The 18,580-nt window shown below is 43.2% G+C and carries 18 protein-coding genes; 17 read left to right on the top strand and 1 reads right to left on the bottom strand.

Going from position 1 to position 18,580, the window contains the following annotated elements:
- Positions 1–7 precede the first annotated feature (7 nt).
- From BET01_RS15365 to BET01_RS15345, 5 genes are all read left to right on the top strand, one after another.
- On the top strand, positions 8–1,123 hold the full coding sequence (locus BET01_RS15365; protein WP_120197694.1) for a 4-hydroxybutyrate dehydrogenase: 1,116 nt from the start codon (positions 8–10) through the stop codon (positions 1,121–1,123).
- A 68-nt stretch (positions 1,124–1,191) separates the two neighbouring features.
- Positions 1,192–2,640 carry a 4-hydroxyphenylacetate 3-hydroxylase family protein gene (locus BET01_RS15360; protein WP_120197693.1) on the top strand — a complete coding sequence of 483 codons (1,449 nt, stop codon included), beginning with the start codon at positions 1,192–1,194 and terminating at the stop codon, positions 2,638–2,640.
- Between the two features lie 53 nt (positions 2,641–2,693).
- Entirely contained in the window at positions 2,694–4,010 is a 1,317-nt protein-coding gene (locus BET01_RS15355; RefSeq protein WP_120197692.1) for an acetyl-CoA hydrolase/transferase family protein, read from the top strand.
- Positions 4,011–4,014: 4 nt separating this feature from the next.
- Positions 4,015–5,328, top strand: coding sequence for an acetyl-CoA hydrolase/transferase family protein (locus BET01_RS15350; protein ID WP_120197691.1), 1,314 nt, complete (start codon positions 4,015–4,017; stop codon positions 5,326–5,328).
- A 21-nt stretch (positions 5,329–5,349) separates the two neighbouring features.
- Entirely contained in the window at positions 5,350–5,673 is a 324-nt protein-coding gene (locus tag BET01_RS15345) for a hypothetical protein (RefSeq protein ID WP_243117243.1), read from the top strand.
- A 69-nt stretch (positions 5,674–5,742) separates the two neighbouring features.
- On the opposite strand, the gene BET01_RS15340 is transcribed toward BET01_RS15345, so the two are convergent.
- Entirely contained in the window at positions 5,743–6,030 is a 288-nt protein-coding gene (locus BET01_RS15340; protein ID WP_120197690.1) for a NifU family protein, read from the bottom strand.
- Positions 6,031–6,072: 42 nt separating this feature from the next.
- Between BET01_RS15340 and BET01_RS15335 the strand changes: the two genes are divergently transcribed.
- The 12 genes from BET01_RS15335 to BET01_RS15280 all read left to right on the top strand — a co-directional run bounded on the left by BET01_RS15335 (position 6,073) and on the right by BET01_RS15280 (position 18,580).
- Positions 6,073–7,011 (top strand): LysR family transcriptional regulator, encoded by a 939-nt coding sequence (locus BET01_RS15335; protein ID WP_147422823.1) that lies wholly within the window; start codon positions 6,073–6,075, stop codon positions 7,009–7,011.
- Positions 7,012–7,033: 22 nt separating this feature from the next.
- Positions 7,034–7,759 (top strand): MaoC/PaaZ C-terminal domain-containing protein, encoded by a 726-nt coding sequence (locus tag BET01_RS15330; RefSeq protein WP_120197688.1) that lies wholly within the window; start codon positions 7,034–7,036, stop codon positions 7,757–7,759.
- 6 nt (positions 7,760–7,765) lie between these two features.
- Positions 7,766–8,002, top strand: coding sequence for an acyl carrier protein (locus BET01_RS15325; protein WP_120197687.1), 237 nt, complete (start codon positions 7,766–7,768; stop codon positions 8,000–8,002).
- Between the two features lie 19 nt (positions 8,003–8,021).
- Complete coding sequence (locus tag BET01_RS15320; RefSeq protein ID WP_330513002.1) at positions 8,022–9,098, top strand: LuxE/PaaK family acyltransferase; 1,077 nt, start codon at positions 8,022–8,024, stop codon at positions 9,096–9,098.
- Entirely contained in the window at positions 9,088–10,287 is a 1,200-nt protein-coding gene (locus BET01_RS15315; protein ID WP_120197686.1) for an acyl-CoA reductase, read from the top strand. The genes BET01_RS15320 and BET01_RS15315 overlap by 11 nt, the downstream gene beginning before the upstream one ends.
- Position 10,288: 1 nt before the next feature.
- Positions 10,289–11,698, top strand: a complete 1,410-nt coding sequence (locus tag BET01_RS15310) for an AMP-binding protein (protein ID WP_120197685.1) — start codon at positions 10,289–10,291, stop codon at positions 11,696–11,698.
- A 64-nt stretch (positions 11,699–11,762) separates the two neighbouring features.
- Positions 11,763–12,944 (top strand): acetyl-CoA C-acetyltransferase, encoded by a 1,182-nt coding sequence (locus BET01_RS15305; protein ID WP_120197684.1) that lies wholly within the window; start codon positions 11,763–11,765, stop codon positions 12,942–12,944.
- 37 nt (positions 12,945–12,981) lie between these two features.
- On the top strand, positions 12,982–13,758 hold the full coding sequence (locus BET01_RS15300) for an enoyl-CoA hydratase-related protein (RefSeq protein ID WP_120197683.1): 777 nt from the start codon (positions 12,982–12,984) through the stop codon (positions 13,756–13,758).
- Between the two features lie 47 nt (positions 13,759–13,805).
- Positions 13,806–14,645 (top strand): 3-hydroxyacyl-CoA dehydrogenase NAD-binding domain-containing protein, encoded by an 840-nt coding sequence (locus BET01_RS15295; protein ID WP_120197682.1) that lies wholly within the window; start codon positions 13,806–13,808, stop codon positions 14,643–14,645.
- A 23-nt stretch (positions 14,646–14,668) separates the two neighbouring features.
- A complete protein-coding gene (gene larA / locus BET01_RS15290) occupies positions 14,669–15,964 on the top strand; it encodes a nickel-dependent lactate racemase (protein ID WP_120197681.1) in 1,296 nt (431 codons plus the stop codon).
- Positions 15,965–15,988: 24 nt separating this feature from the next.
- Positions 15,989–17,416, top strand: a complete 1,428-nt coding sequence (locus tag BET01_RS15285) for an FAD-binding oxidoreductase (protein WP_120197680.1) — start codon at positions 15,989–15,991, stop codon at positions 17,414–17,416.
- 27 nt (positions 17,417–17,443) lie between these two features.
- Positions 17,444–18,580, top strand: coding sequence for an acyl-CoA dehydrogenase family protein (locus BET01_RS15280; RefSeq protein WP_120197679.1), 1,137 nt, complete (start codon positions 17,444–17,446; stop codon positions 18,578–18,580).

Below are 18,580 nucleotides of genomic sequence, written 5' to 3'. Positions count from 1 at the left end.
TGCGTTTATGAAAGAAGTTATTTTGAAGTCACAGATTTCATCTTACGATACCTGCGCTGAATTTGCCAAGGATTTTAATTTGGGAAGCGATGATCTGGTATTGACTAATGAATACATATATAACCCATATTTTGGAGCTTTAGGTATTGATGCAAACATTATATTTCAGGAAGATTACGGCACTGGTGAGCCAACGGATGTTATGGTGGACGCGATTTTAGACGCAGCTGCTAAAACCAACTGCAAAAGAATCATTGCCATAGGAGGCGGAACCGTAATTGACATAGCAAAGATTATGGCTGTGTCAGCAGGTGAGTCCCTGGATTCTCTCTACGACTTCCCAGATAAGATTGAAAAGAAACGCGGTCTGGTAATCGTTCCCACAACTTGTGGAACCGGAAGCGAGGTTACCAACATCTCCATCGTAAACCGGACCAGGCTTGGCACAAAGGTTGGACTTGTTTCTCCTCATATGTATGCAGATGATGCGGTTTTGTTACCTGAGCTTCTTAAGGGGCTTCCCTTTGGAGTCTTTGCTACCAGCTCCATTGATGCACTGGTGCATGCAGTGGAGTCAAGTCTTTCTCCCAAAGCAACCCCTTATACTAAATTATTTGGCTACAAGGCCATTGAGATGATTATCCGGGGATATCAAAAAATCGAGGCAGAAGGGAAAAATGCAAGGCTGCCGATTATGAAGGATTTCCTCATTGCAAGCAATTATGCGGGAATTGCTTTTGGAACGGCAGGATGTGCAGCGGTTCATGCCACCAGCTATCCTCTTGGAGGAACGTACCATGTGGCTCATGGAGAAAGCAATTACGCCATGTTTACCGGTGTCTTGAAAAACTACATGGAGATCCGCAAGGATGGAGAAATTGCTGTGATGAACCAATTTTTAGCGAAACTTCTTGGATGCGGTCCGGAAGTGGTTTATGACAAGCTAGACGATTTGTTAGGAACCATACTTCCGAAAAAACCTCTTCATGAATACGGTGTAAAACCAGAAGATCTTGAGGTTTTTACAAAAAGCGTGATGGAGCGCCAGGGAAGGCTTATGGCTAACAATTTCGTGCCATTAGATGAACCAAGGGTTTTAAAGATTTATAAGGAGCTATTTTGATCTTGATGATAAAGCAGCGCTTGGAAGACGAAAAAAGAGTCTGAAAAGCGAAAAAGGAGAAGATAGTTATGGCTTTGATGACAGGGGAAGAGTATGTAGAAAGCATACGTAGTTTAAAACTTAATGTTTATATGTTTGGGGAGAAGATAGAAAATCCCGTAGATGACCCTATTTTAAGACCGTCCCTTAATTCCGTAAAGGTTACTTATGATCTGGCTCAGCTCCCAGAGTATGAGGATTTAATGACCGTTACCTTAGAAGACGGGCGTAAGATCAACCGGTTTGCCAATATTCACAGAAGTACGGACGATCTTATAAAAAAGGTTAAAATGCAGAGATTATGCGGTCAGAAGACAGCTTCCTGCTTTCAGCGTTGTGTCGGTATGGATGCATTTAATGCGGAATGGTCCACGACCTATGAGATCGATAAAAAGTACAAAACCAAGTACCATGAGAACTTTAAAAAGTATCTGAAAATGGTGCAGGATAAAGATCTAACCGTAGACGGTGCCATGACAGACCCAAAAGGTGACAGAAGCCTTGCTCCTCATGAGCAGCCGGATCTGGATATGTATTTAAGAGTAGTGGAACGAAGAGAAGATGGAATTGTAGTAAGAGGAGCGAAAGCGCATCAAACGGGTATTATCAATTCCCAGGAAGTGATCGTAATGCCTACGGTTGCTATGGGACCTGATGATAAGGATTATGCCGTTTCTTTTGCACTTCCAACCGATGCCGATGGAATCGTAATGATCATTGGCAGACAGTCCTGTGATACCAGAAAGACGGAAGGAAGCCAGATTGATGTTGGTAACAGTGAGTTTGGTGGAGTGGAAGCCTTAGTTGTATTTGATGACGTATTTGTGCCCAATGACCGTATCTTTATGGACGGAGAATATGAATATGCTGGTGTGTTAGTAGAACGCTTTGCAGGATATCACAGACAGTCCTACGGCGGCTGCAAGGTTGGTGTTGGAGATGTTTTAATCGGTGCAACGGCCCTTGCTGCAGATTACAATGGTGTTCCTAAAGTATCTCATATTAAGGATAAGCTAATTGAGATGACTCACTTAAATGAGACGTTGTATTGCTGCGGCATTGCTTGCTCTGCAGAAGGTACGCCTACAGAATCCGGCAATTACATCATTGACCTATTGCTTGCCAATGTATGTAAGCAGAACGTCACCAGATTCCCTTATGAGATTGCCAGACTGGCAGAGGACATTGCAGGAGGCCTTATGGTTACTGCACCTTCTGAAAAAGATCTAAAAGATCCGGTAATCGGAGGGTATGTGGATAAGTACTTAAAAGGAGTGGAAGGAGTTTCTACGGAAAATCGCTTAAGGATTTTACGTTTGATTGAAAATCTCACACTTGGTACTGCGGCAGTTGGATACAGAACCGAATCTCTCCATGGTGCTGGTTCTCCTCAAGCACAGAGAATCATGATCTCCCGCCAGGGCAATATAGGCAGAAAGAAAGAGCTTGCTAAAGCCATAGCTAAAATAAAGGATTAAAAAAACTTCAATATTCCTTTATCAAATTAATATGCCTGGGAGGTTATATAAGTATGAATTGGAAAGAGATATATTTATCAAAGCTTAAAACCATGGAAGAGGCCGTGCAGCTGGTTAAATCCGGTGATCGTGTGGTAATTGGGCACGCAGTGGGAGAACCCATGAGGTTGGTCGATACCATGGTGGAGTACGCAGTAAAGGCTGATCTAAAAAACATTGAAATCTTTCAGCAGGTAGATATGGGGCATTCTCTTTATGCTCAGCCTGGAATGGAAAAACATTTCAGGGAAAACAGCTTGTTTCTGGGAGCAAGAACAAGAGAGTGCGTAAATAGTGGTCGGGGGGACTTTACCCCATGTTATTTTTACCAGACCCCTTATTTCTTTAAAAATGTAAATCAGCCAAATGTGGTTTTAGTTACCTTATCCCTGCCGGATGAACATGGCTATTGTAGCTTTGGAGTGTCTTGTGATTATACAAAACCAGCAGCAGAGGCAGAGGGAGCAAAGGTAATTGCCGTAGTAAATCCCAATATGCCAAGAACCCTGGGAGACAGCTTTATCCATGTAAGTGACATTGATGTGATTGTAGAAGACGATACTCCAATTCCGGAGCTAGGTCTTCCTCACCTCGGAGATGTTGAAATGGCAATCGGAGAGCACATTGCATCTTTAGTCAATGATGGGGATTGTCTGCAGCTTGGAATCGGAGCCATTCCGGATGCGGTCTTAAAATTCCTTGGAAATAAAAAAGACCTGGGCATTCATTCGGAAATGATATCCGATGGAGTGGTTGAACTGTACGAACAAGGAATCATCAATTGCAGCGCAAAGAATTACAATAGAGACAAAATGGTCGTATCCTTTCTTATGGGAACAAAAAAACTCTATGACTTTGCAGACGATAATCCCGGACTTTTCATGGCACCTGTAGACTATGTCAATCATCCCGCTATTATAGGAAGAAATGACAATCTGGTTTCCATTAATTCTTCCATAGAAGTAAACCTGATGGGAGAGGCGTGTTCCGAAGCAATGGGCTTAAAACAGTTTTCCGGAATCGGCGGGCAGGTGGATTTCATCCGAGGCGCATCCTTTTCCAGAGGAGGAAGATCCATATTGGCATTTCCTTCCACTGCAAAAAAGGGAACCATCTCAAAGATTGTGCCTTACCTGAGCCAAGGAGCTACAGTTACAACGTCGAGAAATGACGTGGATTATATTGTAACCGAACATGGGATTGCGAAGATGAAGGGAAACACATTAAGAGAAAGAGCTCGTCAGTTAATCCATATTGCAGCCCCTCAGTTTAAGGATGAATTGTCCGAGGAATTTGAAAAACGTTTTGCCGAAAAATATCAGGAGGTGTAACTTCGTGGATTGGAGAAAAATCTATGCATCAAAGTTAAAATCCCCTCAGGAAGCAGTAAAAATCATAAAAACAGGGGATACGGTGTTAATTGCTCATGCAGCTGCAGAACCGGATTCACTTGTAAGTGCTATGGTTGATCATGTGGTTGAGCAGGATTTAAGAGAGATACATATTGTTCAGCAGCACGACATGGGCTCATGTAAGTTTTTTGAGCCTGGTATGGAAAAACATTTTAGGTATACATCCCTGTTTGTAGGGGCCCGCAGCCGGAGCTTTATTGCGGAAGGAAAGGGTGATTTTACCCCTTGCTTTTTCAACCGGATTCCAAATTACGTAACACAGACCGATTCTGCAGATGTATTTTTAGCAACCTTGTCCTTGCCAGATGAGCATGGATACTGCAGTTACGGGTTATCCTGTGATTTTGCAAAGGAAGTGGGAGAACAGAGACGCACAAAAGTAATCGCAAGCGTTAATCCTAATATGCCAAGGGTCATGGGAGATAATTTTATCCATGTAAGTAATCTGGAAGCCATCGTAGAGAGCAGTGAGCCAATACATGAGCATGGTCGTCCCGTCATCGGAGAAGTAGAAGAAAAGATAGGAGCTAATATTGCGACTCTTGTAAAGGATGGAGATTGTCTTCAATTGGGAATTGGAGCAATCCCAGATGCGGTATTAAAATTCCTGGGGGATAAAAAGGACCTTGGCATTCATTCGGAGATGATATCCGACGGTCTCATTGACCTTTATGAAAAAGGAGCCATAACTGGGAAAAAGAAAAACATTGACCGGGAAAAGATGATCATTACCTTTATGATGGGAACCAGAAGACTGTATGATTTTGTACATGACAATCCTGCCATCTGCATGATGCCGGTAAGCTATGTAAATGATCCTTTCGTCATAAGCCAGAATGATAATGTGGTGTCCATTAATTCCGCTTTGCAAATTGATCTTATGGGGCAGGTTTGCGCGGAAGCCATCGGACTAAAACAGTATTCTGCTGTAGGCGGTCAGATGGACTTTGTCAGAGGGGCATCTGCCTCAAAAGGGGGTCGATCAATCATCGCCTTTGGCTCAACCACAAAGGGTGGTGCTATCTCAAAGATCGTTCCATTTTTGACAGAGGGGGCGGCGGTTACAACCAGCAGAAATGATGTGGATTATATTGTAACAGAATATGGAATTGCGCGCTTAAAGGGAAAATGCCTAAGGGAACGGGCCAGAGAATTAATAAAAATTGCTGCGCCTGCATTCCGTGAGGAGTTATCGAGAGAATTTGAAAAGCGCTTTGGGGAAGTACTTTTAGTCTAATGGAGACTTGGGAGGGGATATATGAATATAATCATGATTTCTAACTTATTGGAAACGCTAATGATCGTGTGCTTCGGGTTGTCATGGCCGTTTTCCATACATAAGTCATATGTATCTAGAACTGCAAAAGGAAAAAGTCTTTCTTTTGAAATGTTTATCTGGATTGGATACATTTTTGGAATTGTAAGAAAATTTTTGCTGTATAGTAATTCTCCGTCCGGCAACGACTGGCTGTTTTTCCTATCCTGGTTCTTTTACTTCTTGAACTTTATTGAAATTACTTATGATATGTGGCTTTATAACAGAAACGTAAAATTAGATAAAGAACGTGAACTAGGGAAGTAAAAGATACCATGTTAAGGCCCGGAAGAAGATTCCGGGCCAGGTAACATGGCTGTTTTCGCATTCTATGTATTAAAGCTGATGGTTCAGTATCTTATGTGCCATGTTGATTAGTTCGGGATTAGTTTCTTCCACTAGAATGATATCTCGTATGGTGGGAAATGCCTGGCAAATCTCAAGGGAAATCAATTCCTCATTTGTACTGTGAGCAGCGGGGCAACCGGAACATTTGCCTGTTAATCTGACCTTTAAAACGTCATCTTCTAGGCCTTGAACAATTACATCGCCTCCGTGGGCTGCTAGAGAGGGCCTTACCTTTGCATCAAGAACAGATTCGATTTGATTCAGTGTAATATCCATAATAACCTCCTTTGCATAGTAGTCTATCAATGGAGAGACGGTTTGTCAATTGAGATTACGATATCAATATCTTATGAAAGAGGGGATGGTATGACTGCTAATTTTGAGCACTATAAAGTTTTTTACTATGTAGCAAAATACAAGAATTTTACAAGGGCGGCCAACGCTTTGGTTACGAGCCAGCCATCGGTTACATATTGCATGCAAAATCTCGAAAGCATGCTGGGTTGTAAGCTGTTTATCCGGTCCAGAAAAGGCGTAACTCTTACTGCAGAGGGAGAACTGCTTTATAGTTTTGTGGCTCCTGCCTGTAAGCAATTAATGCAGGGAGAAGAAAAGCTGCGAGAATTAATGGGGGAACAGCACGATCATATTAATATTGGGGCTACCCAAATGTCAATGCGTTCCTATTTGGTGGAAAAGCTTAAGATATTCCAGGAGCAGTATCCCCAGGTAAAGCTCAATATTTTTAATTACAATACAGAGCAGACCTTAAGCGAGTTAAAAGCTGGAAAGATAGATCTGGCCATAATCACCACTCCAATTGACAATGAACAGCGGTTAAGGGTAGTTGATGTGAAGCCCTTTAAGAGCATTTTAGTGGGGGGAAACAGGTATGAGGAATATGGAGAGAGGAAACTGTTTCTCTCAGAAGTGGTGAAACTGCCTCTTATCACCATGTGCAGTACCTCTACCACCTTTGGCTTCCTTCAGGAATTTTACCGCTCCTGCGGCCTTACCATGCAGCCTGCCATTGAGGTTGCAACCATGGATTTAATTATACCGGTGATCAGAAAGAACCTTGGCATCGGTTTTGTACCGGAGGAATTTGCAATCCCATTCCTGGAGAGAAAGGAAATCATGGAAATAAAGCTTCATGAACAGATTCCAGAACGGAAAATCTGCATCGTTAGTGATGATAACAGGCCCTTAAGTTCAGCAGCAAAAGAGCTGCAGAGCATGCTTGAGTGTCAGAAGTAATCTGGATTTTGGAGGCTCTAACATGGTGATTGGGATTAAGTACTGCGGGGGCTGTAATCCTTTGTATAACAGGACAAAACGGATTCTTACATTAAAAGAAGCAAACCCGGAGCATGAATACGTAACCTCGTCAGGAGATATGATTTGTGACTATTGGGTGGTGGTATGCGGTTGCAGTAGAAGATGTGCAGACATCAGTAATTTAAAAGCACGGGTTAAGGTCGTTGTGGTATGGGATGAAGATAGTTTTAAGTTGTTAGAGGAAGAACTAAAAAAACAAAACAAGGAAGTACTTTCTGGTGTTCAGGAAAAGAGAAGGTTATCTCTTCATGAAACAATAACAGTGAAAAAAACCATAACAAAAGAGGCTGCTGAAGTATTTGCCAGCTTGACCGGAGATGAAAGCAGGCTTCACTGGGATTTAAGTATTGCTGTAAAAGCTGGTTTTCACAGACCACTGGTTCATGGAATGTTAATAGATTCACTGGTTTCTGCTTTGATGGGAACAAACCTTCCTGGTAGCGGAACGATATTTATGGAGCATAATACCAGGTTCATACGCCCGGTCTATTGGGAGGACACTCTGGAAATTACCGTACAGTTTGTTTCTTTCGAAGAATTGGAAGAGAGTTACATTGGAATCTTTAGCGGAACTTGTAGAAATCAGTATGGAGAGAGAGTTTTGTCCGTTACGAGCAAACAGATGATGATGAAAACGCTATTTTCCATGGCAAGAGAAAAGGAGTGAGGCAGTATGACAAATCTGGAGATTTACAACCGGATGTTTATCCGGGATTTAAGAGTGAAGGAAGAAGACCTTCCCGGTCTTAAATACAGAGGAATTCGCACCTGGGATTCACTGGGACATATGGATCTGATTGCGGACCTTGAGGAGAAATACGATATCCATATCAGCACATCAGATGTAATGAATTTCTCCTCCTACGAAAAGGGAATGGAAGTGTTGGCAAAATACGGAGTCATAATCTAAAAGGAAGGGGAAGCCCTCTATGATGGATTATAAAGATATTTTTAAAAGGAAGCCATATTTTACAGAAAAGGCGGAGAAAGAAACGCTTTATGGAGAATGGTTGACAGAGCTTACGGAGTATCACAGAGAAAGATGTACTCCTTATGGAAAATTGCTTAAAAACCTGAAAGTTCCTCAATATCAGCATATGAGGGAGGAAGAAATCCCCATGCTTCCTATAGGACTTTTTAAGGATTTTGATTTGGTGAGCATCCCAGAACAAACGGTGTTTAAGACCATGACCTCGTCTGGAACCAGCGGGCAAAAGGTTTCAAGAATCTATCTGGACACAGAAACGGCAGACTACCAACAGAGAGCACTTGTCGCAATTGGAGGTGATTTCTGGGGGGATGCCAGGTTACCGCTTCTGGTGATAGACAGTCCCAGAGTATTAAAGGACAGAAACTTGTTTTCTGCCAGGGGGGCCGGGATTCTTGGGTTTTCCATCTTTTCCTCCAGGATTTGTTACGGGTTAGATAAAGATATGAACCTTGATCTGGAAGGGATTGAGCTATTTTTAAATCGCTATCAGGGAGAAACGATTTTGATATTTGGGTTTACCTATATCATTTGGAACTATTTTTATCAGGCTCTGAAACGTTTGGGGCAAAGCTTCCATCTCCCCAAAGGAATATTAGTCCATGGGGGAGGATTTAAGAAGCTGACGGACCAATCGGTCTCTTCTGAGGAATTTAAAGAAAGAATCACAGAGGTGACTGGAATAAACCGCATCCATAATTACTATGGCATGGCAGAACAGACGGGAAGTATCTATATGGAATGTCCCTTTGGTCATCTTCATGCAAGTATTTATTCGGATATTATAACCAGACGGGCAAAGGATTTTAAGGTTTGCTCTTATGGAGAAAAAGGAATCATTCAGGTGTTTTCTCCTCTGGCCTTCTCTTATCCCGGCCATTCCATACTTACCGAAGATGAGGGGGTAATTCTTGGAGAAGATGATTGTCCCTGTGGTCGTAAGGGGAAATACTTTAGAGTGCTTGGGAGAATCCAACAGGCAGAAATAAGGGGGTGCAGCGACACCTATGATGGTTGATGTTACATATCTAGCAGGTGTAAAGACGCCCAGCGCTGAGCCAATGATTCCATTTGCAGCACCAGTTTTGGATTTTCTAGAGGCACTTTCCCATGAGTTACATAACAGGAGAGAGGAATTGATCCCGTATCCGGAAATCAAGGCCTTTGGATTCTGGATAAGAAGAACGCATATGGATGAACTTAAGTCGCGTTATGCGGATGGAAGAATTCGCCTAGGCAGAGGAGTAACCTTTCATATGGCGGCTTCCAATGTTCCTTTATTGTTTGCCTACAGTATGGTCATTGGCTTATTGGCTGGTAACAGTTGTGCAGTACGAATCTCCTCCAGGAGCCAGGAACAAGATAGGAAACTATGTGAAATAATAGAAATTCTTCTAGTGCGACAGGAATTTACATTTGTAAAAAAGCGCATTTCCATATTTTCTTGCGACAGAGAGAATGAGGTCGTGAAAGACTGGGTAAAAGAATGCGATGGCCTAATAATATGGGGGGGAGATGAGGCCATACAATCAGTTCGGAGATTGGATCTAAGGCCTGGTGGAGTTCAGGTCATGTTTCCAGATCGCTATTCCATCTGTATTCTGGACTTAGAAAGCGTAGGTAAGATGCAGGAGGAAGAACTTAATAAGCTTGCATATTCCTTTGTCAAAGACACCTATGCCATGGATCAGAATGCCTGTTCCAGTCCCAGATATTTAATCTGGAATCAAAAAGAGACATTGAAAAAGGCAGAAGCAATCCGTAAAAAATGGTGGAGAGCCGTAGAAAAGGAAGCCGCCTCCTATAATCTGACTTCCCATAAAGCCACGAAGAAGTACGAAGCCTTATGCAGATACGCCATGACAATGGAGGAAATTGTAGAGATAGAATCATATAAAAACCTGGTTTATACGGTTCTGCTTTCTGACATTCCATCTAATCCGGAACAGTACCGCGGTAGTTGGGGATTGTTTTTTGAATATCAGGGTTATTATGGGAGTGCTTTAAAGAAATTGGCAGTTAGACAGCTCCAGACGGTGACGCATTATGGAATTCAAAAAAAGGAAATCATTGATTACGTGATGAATCATCACCTATATGGAGTACACAGGGTGGTACCCGTAGGAGATGCCATGAACATGGACCTGATATGGGATGGGCAGGATATGATTGGGATGCTGTCCAGGGAGATTAGCTGGGAGGAATAACATGTATCTGTTTCAGAATGAAAAATCATACGGGGACCGGTTGCTGGCAGAAGATGATTGTGGAAATAAGGTATCTTATGAGGATCTGGATTCCTTTGCAGAGGAGTTATATGGTCATACCAGAGGGAAAACCCTGATTTTCATATTATGCGAGAATACCATTGGATCTTTGATGGGATATCTTGGCTGTTTAAAAACAGGAGTGGTTCCACTGATGTTGGAAAAACAAATCAATCAGGAACTTCTGGATCGACTGATTAACGAATATCATCCCACTTTTTTATATGTTCCCAGGGACAGTCTTTTAAAGGCAAAGGAATGTGAAATTGTATGGGAGACAAAGGGATATTATCTGTGTCAAAGAAGAGAGAAGCAGTCTACTTCCCTTTATGGAGAACTCGCCCTTCTTCTAACCACATCAGGAAGCACAGGAAGTCCCAAGCTTGTGAGGCAGAGCAAAGGAAATATGGAAGCCAATGCAGAGTCCATATGCAACTATCTAAATATCCATGAGAAGGAACGGCCTGTCACCACGTTGCCCATGAATTATACCTATGGCTTATCCATTATTAACAGCCATGTGAAAAAAGGAGCGGCCTTGCTTCTTACCACAAAAAGTATGGTGGAACAGCCGTTTTGGGATTTTGTGAGAGAAAAAAGAGCTACCTCCTTTGGTGGTGTTCCATATACATACCAGGTTTTAAAGCGCATTGGATTTTTAGAGATGAACCTTCCAGATTTAAAAATCATGACACAAGCGGGGGGAAAGCTTTCCTTAAACCTTCACAAGGAATTTGCTTCCTATGCAAAAGACAGGGGAAAACAGTTTGTTGTCATGTATGGGCAGACCGAAGCCACTGCAAGGATGGGATATCTCCCGGCTTCCAAAGCCATAGAACGGTGCGGAAGCATGGGAATTGCTATACCAGGAGGCCGGTTTTGGCTTGAGGATGATAAGAATGAAGAAATTACAGAACCTGAGATCCAGGGAGAACTGGTGTATCAAGGAGAAAATGTAGCATTGGGATACGCCTGTTGCCTCGATGATTTAATAAAAGAAGATGAGTGGAAGGGCGTTTTACATACAGGTGACATGGCAAAACGTGATTCGGATGGATATTACTACATCACTGGAAGAAAGAAACGTTTCATCAAGCTGTTTGGCAATCGGGTTAATCTTGATGAGGTAGAGCGGTTATTAAAAGATCAGTTTGAAGGGGTGGATTTTGCCTGCGCCGGCAGGGATGACAGCCTAAAGATTTATACCGATATGCGGCAAGAAGGTCTTTTGAAAATTTTAGATTATTTCTATGAGATGACGGGGATAAACTCCAGGGCGGTACAGATTCAGCATCTGGATAAAATCCCTAAAAATGAAGCAGGAAAAACTCTTTATAGCGAGATAGATTAAAAAGCAAGCTGTGGGGAGATATGTAACTGATACTATTAATTTATGAAATAATAGGAGGTTTATTATGGGGGGAAGAGTTGTTTTAGCTGGTGCGTGCCGTACTGCAATTGGAACTATGGGAGGATCTCTGAGCACAGTATCACCACAGGATATGGGGGCAGTGGTAATCAAAGAAGCCCTAAAGAGGGCAGGTGTTATGCCAGAACAAGTTGATTTTGTCTATATGGGCTGTGTCATTCAGGCTGGCCTGGGTCAAAACGTTGCCCGTCAGGCTTCCTTAAAGGCTGGAATTCCTGTAGAGGCGCCAGCCGTTACCGTTAATGTGGTATGTGGTTCTGGCCTAAACTGTGTCAATCTGGCAGCCCAGATGATTCAGTGTAAGGAAGCCGATATTGTGGTAGCTGGAGGGACGGAAAATATGTCTATGGCGCCCTATCTTTTAAAAGATGCCCGTTACGGATACCGGATGAATCACGGACAGATCACCGATTCGATGGTAAATGACGCTTTATGGGATGCTTCCAATGATTACCACATGGGCGTAACTGCAGAAAATGTAGCACAACAATGGGAACTTACAAGAGAGGAGCTAGATGAATTCGCAGCCTCTAGTCAGCAAAAAGCATGTGCCGCTATAGAATCAGGTCGATTTCAAAATGAAATCGTACCCGTTGAAATAAAAAAAAGAAAAGAAACCATTGTCTTTGATCAGGATGAAGGCCCAAGGCCCGGTACCACCCCAATGGGAATATCAAAGCTGCGCCCCGCCTTTAAAAAAGATGGAGTGGTAACTGCCGCCAATTCCTCCAGCATTAACGATGGTGCAGCAGCCATTGTGGTCATGAGTGAGGAAAAAGCAAAGGAACTGGGCGTTACCCCTATGGCATACTGGGAAGCAGGAACCCTCGCAGGTGTAGCCCCAGAAATTATGGGAGTAGGGCCAGTAGCTGCAACGAAAAAACTGCTGGAAAAAACGAAAATGACCGTGGATGAATTTGATCTGATTGAAGCCAATGAAGCATTTGCAGCTCAGTCTTTAGCCGTCGCAAGGGATTTGAATTTTGATATGACAAAAGTAAATGTAAACGGTGGAGCCATTGCCTTAGGGCATCCTGTTGGAGCCTCTGGCTGTCGCATTCTAGTAACCCTTCTTCATGAGATGGAGAAACGGGATGCAAAGAAGGGGCTTGCCACTCTTTGCATAGGAGGCGGAATGGGCTGTGCCACAATTGTGAAAAGAGATTGAAGCAGTTGACACCATAAAAAGATGGAGGTGCAGGGATATGGAATTTGTTACATACGAAGTTGAGGGACTGACAGGTATCATTACCATTAACCGTCCAAACGCATTGAATGCCTTAAACAGCCAGGTCTTAGAAGAACTTGATGAAATTCTTACTCACATTGATACCAGTCTGGTGAGAGCGCTTATCCTTACGGGAGATGGAGAAAAGTCCTTTGTAGCAGGTGCAGATATTGGGGAAATGAAAACCTTCACAAAAAAGGAAGGAGAGACCTTTGGTAAAAAAGGAAACGATCTCTTCCATCGCCTGGAAACGTTTCCCCTACCCATCATAGCAGCAGTCAATGGATTTGCTCTTGGCGGAGGTTGTGAGCTTTGTTTGAGCTGCGACATACGAATCTGTTCTGAGAATGCCGTATTTGGTCAGCCAGAAGCAGGACTTGGAATCACTCCCGGCTTTGGAGGAACCCAGAGACTGGCAAGAATCATCGGACCTGGAATGGCAAAACAGATGATCTATACAGCTAGGAATATCAAAGCAGAGGAAGCTTATCGCATTGGTCTGGTCAATGCCATCTACCCTCAAAAGGAGCTGCTCTTAGAGGCCAAAAAGATGGCAAAAGGAATTGCTGACAATGCTCCCATTGCAGTAAGAAATTGTAAAAAAGCCATTAACGACGGTCTTCAGGTAGATATGGATCAAGCGGTTATGATAGAAGAAAAGCTATTTGGAGATTGTTTTGAAACACAGGATCAAAAGGAAGGAATGGGCGCATTTCTTGAAAAGAGAAAGGAACGGAACTTTATCATGAAGTAAGCTAAGGGCATTGCCCTAATAGGTAGGGGTAAAAGGAGGTATATGAGATGAAAGTAGGCATTATCGGTGCAGGAACTATGGGATCAGGAATCGCCCAGGCATTTGCCCAGTCAAAGGGATATGAAGTCTGTCTGTGTGATATTAATGAGGAATTTGCCGCCAATGGAAAGAAAAAGATTGAAATAGGGTTGGAACGCAGGATCTTAAAAGGAAAGGTAACAAAGGAAGAAGCAGATGAGCTTTTGACCAAAATCAAAACAGGAGTCATTGACATCTGTCTCGACTGCGATCTGGTGATTGAAGCAGCCATAGAAAATATGGAAATAAAAAAGCATACCTTTCAAAAACTTCAGGGGATTTGCAGAGAAGATTGCATGTTTGTAAGCAACACTTCTTCTCTTTCCATTACACAACTTGGAGCCGGTCTTGATCGTCCAGTAGCAGGAATGCACTTTTTTAATCCAGCACCAGTCATGAAATTGGTGGAAGTAATTGCAGGGCTTAATACCCCTTCTGATATGGTGAAGGAGATAAAAAGAATCGCAACTGATATCGGAAAGGTTCCAGTGCAGGTAGAAGAAGCCGCTGGTTTTGTTGTAAACAGAATACTCATACCCATGATCAATGAAGGCATTGGTATCTTTGCAGAGGGCGTTGCAGACCCAGAGGGAATTGACAGTGCAATGAAGCTTGGAGCCAACCATCCCATGGGCCCATTGGAATTGGGGGACTTAATTGGACTTGATGTGGTAATGGCGATTATGGAAGTTCTTTACTCCGAAACAGGAGACCCCAAATATCGTCCGCATCCCCTCTTAAAAAAGATGGTAAGAGGCGGAAAGCTGGGACAAAAAACAGGAAGTGGCTTTTATCAATACAAAGGTTAAGAACGTAAAAGGAGGTAAAACGAATGGCGGTTATTAAGCTACCCTTTGGAAGGGGAAACATCAGCGAGTCCATTCCTGATAACAGATTAAATGGAATTTTATTGTCAGGTGCTCACAGTTATAAGGCAGACGGGGAGGAAGAAGCTATTGTCCGCAGAGCCATGGAACAGCCCATTCATTCTAAAAGGCTTAAGGAATTAGTGAAGGGAAAGAAAAACATAGTCTTAATTGCAAGTGACCATACCCGCCCGGTTCCAAGTAAGGTCATAGCACCTGCTATGATAGAGGAAATCAAGGAGGGCAATCCAGAAGCACAGCTTACGATTCTCATTGCCACCGGATTTCACAGACCAACCACAAGGGGTGAGTTAATTGATAAGTTCGGGCAGGAAATCGTTGACAGGACAGATATCCACTTTGTGATACATGAAAGTCAAAAGGATGAGGATATGGTCTTTCTAGACACCCTCCCTTCTGGTGGAAAGTTCTTGATTCATCGGATTGCAGCAGAGGCAGACCTTCTTATTTCGGAAGGGTTTATTGAGCCCCATTTCTTCGCAGGTTTTTCCGGGGGAAGAAAAAGCGTGCTTCCAGGAGTCTCAAGTGGTGAGACGGTCATGGCAAACCATTGTTCTGAGTTTATTGACAGTGAGTATGCCAGAACCGGTATTTTGGAGGGCAATCCCATACATAGAGATATGATTTATGCCGCAAAGAAGGCAAAACTGGCGTTTATCGTTAATGTGGTGCTGGATGAAAATAAGAAGGTCATAAAGGCGTATGCAGGTCATTTTGATGAGGCACATAAGGAAGGCTGTAGATTTGTGGACACACTTTCTGGCGTGGATGCCATTCCTTCCGATATCGTCATCTCTACAAACGGCGGTTATCCCTTGGATCAAAATATATATCAATCGGTAAAAGGCATGACGGCTGCGGAGGCAACCTGCAATCCCGGAGGTGTCATCATCATGGTATCAAGCTGTATGGACGGCCATGGAGGAGAATCTCTATATGATACATTTGCAGGGGGAGAAGATAAGAATGCAATTATGAGGCGTTTCCTTGATACCCCTAGGGATAAAACCGTACCGGATCAGTGGGAGTCACAGATTTTGTGTCGAATCCTATTAAAGCATAAGGTCATTATGGTGACAAAAGCACCGAAGGAAATGGTTTGTGATATGCAGATGGATTATGCAGATACCGTGGAGGAGGCAATTTCCATGGCAGATGATTATCTAAATAAAACTGACGGAAAGATAACTGTAATTCCAGATGGAGTCTCCGTCATCGTCAGAAACAACAGGCAATCGTAGATTTCAGTAAAGGAGGAAATAAAGATGGAAGAAGTGATTTACAACAAAGTCACTCCACAATTGATACAGGAGTTCAAAAAAATCATACCTGGGAAAGTCCATGAAAAAGAAGAGATCAACGAGGATTATTTTCATGATGAGATGCCCATATATGGAAAAGGAATTCCGGAAGTCGTGATTGAAGCAACCAACACAGAGGACATTGCTGCCATTGTAAAACTGTGTTTTGAAAACAACATACCAGTGATTCCAAGAGGGGCAGGAACCGGACTTACAGGGGCAGCTGTGGCCCTTCACGGTGGGGTACTAATTGACATGAGCAAGATGAACAAGATTCTTGATTATGACATGGAGAACTTTGTTGTCAGGGTGGAGCCAGGCGTACTGTTAAATACGCTTGCAGAGGATGCCAAGAATCAGGGACTTTTATATCCACCAGATCCAGGAGAGAAGTTTGCAACCTTGGGAGGAAATGTCTCAACCAATGCGGGCGGTATGCGGGCGGTCAAATATGGCTGCACCAGAGACTATGTTAGGGCCATGACCGTAGTGCTTCCTACCGGAGAAATTATTCATCTTGGTGCATCGGTATCAAAGACCTCTACGGGTTACAGTCTGATTCATCTTATGATTGGTTCAGAGGGGACTTTGGGAATTATAACCGAACTAACCCTTAAAGTGATTCCAGCCCCAAAAGAGACCATAAGCCTTATCGTTCCCTTTGAAAATCTCAAAGACTGCATCGGAGCCGTACCTAAAATATTTATGGCAGGACTAAAGCCTCAGGCACTGGAATTCATGGAAAAGGAAATTGTCCTTTCTTCTGAGCGGTACCTTGGGAAAAATGTCTTTCCAAAAGAAGTGGAGGGCGTGAATATTGGCGCTTACTTACTCATTACCTTTGACGGTGATCGAATGGATCTTTTAGAAGAACTATCTGAGCAGGCGGCAGAGGTGGTATTGGAGGAAGGTGCTGTAGACGTACTGGTGGCAGATACGCCTGTGAAAAAAAAGGATGCCTGGGAGGCAAGAAGCACCTTCTTAGAAGCCATTGAGGCAGAAACAAAGCTTTTGGATGAGTGTGACGTGGTGGTTCCGGTTAATCAGATTCCAACCTATCTATCTTTTGTAAAATCATTGGAAGACCAGTACGATTTTGCCATCAAAAGCTTTGGTCACGCAGGAGATGGCAATCTCCACATCTATGCCTGTGCCAATGAGATGGAAGAAGAGGAATTCAAACGGCAGGTAGCTGAATTTATGGATATTATCTATAAAAAAGCAGCCGAATGCGGTGGCCTGATATCAGGAGAGCATGGCATTGGTTCCGGTAAAATGGAATATCTTGCCGCTTTTGCAGGGGAAACAAGTATGCGTTTGATGAAGGGGATTAAAGAAGTATTTGATCCAAAGATGATACTCAACCCAGGTAAAATCTGCTACAAGCTTTAAATAGAAAATCATCAGGAGGCGAAGAAAATGGCATATTTGATATCAGAGGAAGCACAGGACTTATTGCAGGATGTTAAGACCTTTTGCGAGAAAGAAGTAAAGGAACAATGTAAGGAATACGACGCTTCTGGGGACTGGCCAAAGAATATTTACGAAAAGGCGTTTGAGCAGGGATATCAGGCACTTGAGGTTCCAGAGGAATACGGAGGACCAGGATTAAATCGTGTGGATGTGGCAGCTCTGATTGAGCAGATGGCAATTGCAGATGCCGGGTTTGCTACCACGATTTCCGCCAGTGGTCTTGCCTTAAAGCCAGTATTGATTGCTGGAAGTAAGGAGCAGAAGGAACGGGTGTGTGAGTTGGTTTTAGAGGGAGGCCTTGGTGCCTTTTGTCTCACCGAACCAGGAGCAGGCTCCGATGCTGGTGCAGGTAAGACAACAGCAGTCAAAGATGGAGATGAGTACATATTAAATGGAAGAAAATGCTTCATCACTAATGGAGAGGTGGCCTCCTTTTACTGTGTCACAGCAATGACAGATAAGACCATTGGGGTAAAAGGAATGTCTATGTTTCTTGTAGAAGCTGGTACTCCAGGGCTTAGTACCGGAAAAGAAGAAGACAAAATGGGAATCAGAACCTCCAACACCTGTGATGTAGTGATGGAGGACTTAAGAATACCAGCTTCCAACTTAATTGGGGAAGAAGGAAAAGGATTTTCCATTGCCATGAAAACCTTGGATCAGGCAAGAACCTGGATGGGCTGTATTGCAGCAGGCATTGCCCAGAGAGGCATTGATGAGGCAGTTACATACGGGAAAGAGAGAATCCAGTTTGGTAAGCCTGTCATTAAGAATCAGGCGTTGCAGTTTAAGGTTGCTGATATGCATATTAAGACTGAGACCGCCCGTCAGATGGTAGCTCATGCATTGACCCGTATGGATATGGGACTTTCCTATACCACGGAATCTGCCGTTGCAAAGTGCTATGCCTCAGACATTGCCATGGAAGTGGCCTCCGAGGCCATTCAGGTGTTTGGTGGATACGGATACAGCCGGGAATATCCCGTTGAAAAGCTGTTACGAGATGCAAAGATATTCCAAATCTTTGAGGGAACCAACGAAATCCAGAGAATGGTTGTTGCGAACAACGTCATTGGAAGATAA

It is taken from the genome of Lacrimispora algidixylanolytica (assembly GCF_003609635.1).
Lineage (GTDB): Bacteria > Bacillota > Clostridia > Lachnospirales > Lachnospiraceae > Lacrimispora > Lacrimispora algidixylanolytica.
The sequence above is the reverse complement of the archived record's forward strand: the minus strand, read 5'-3'. Positions and strand labels throughout refer to the sequence as shown.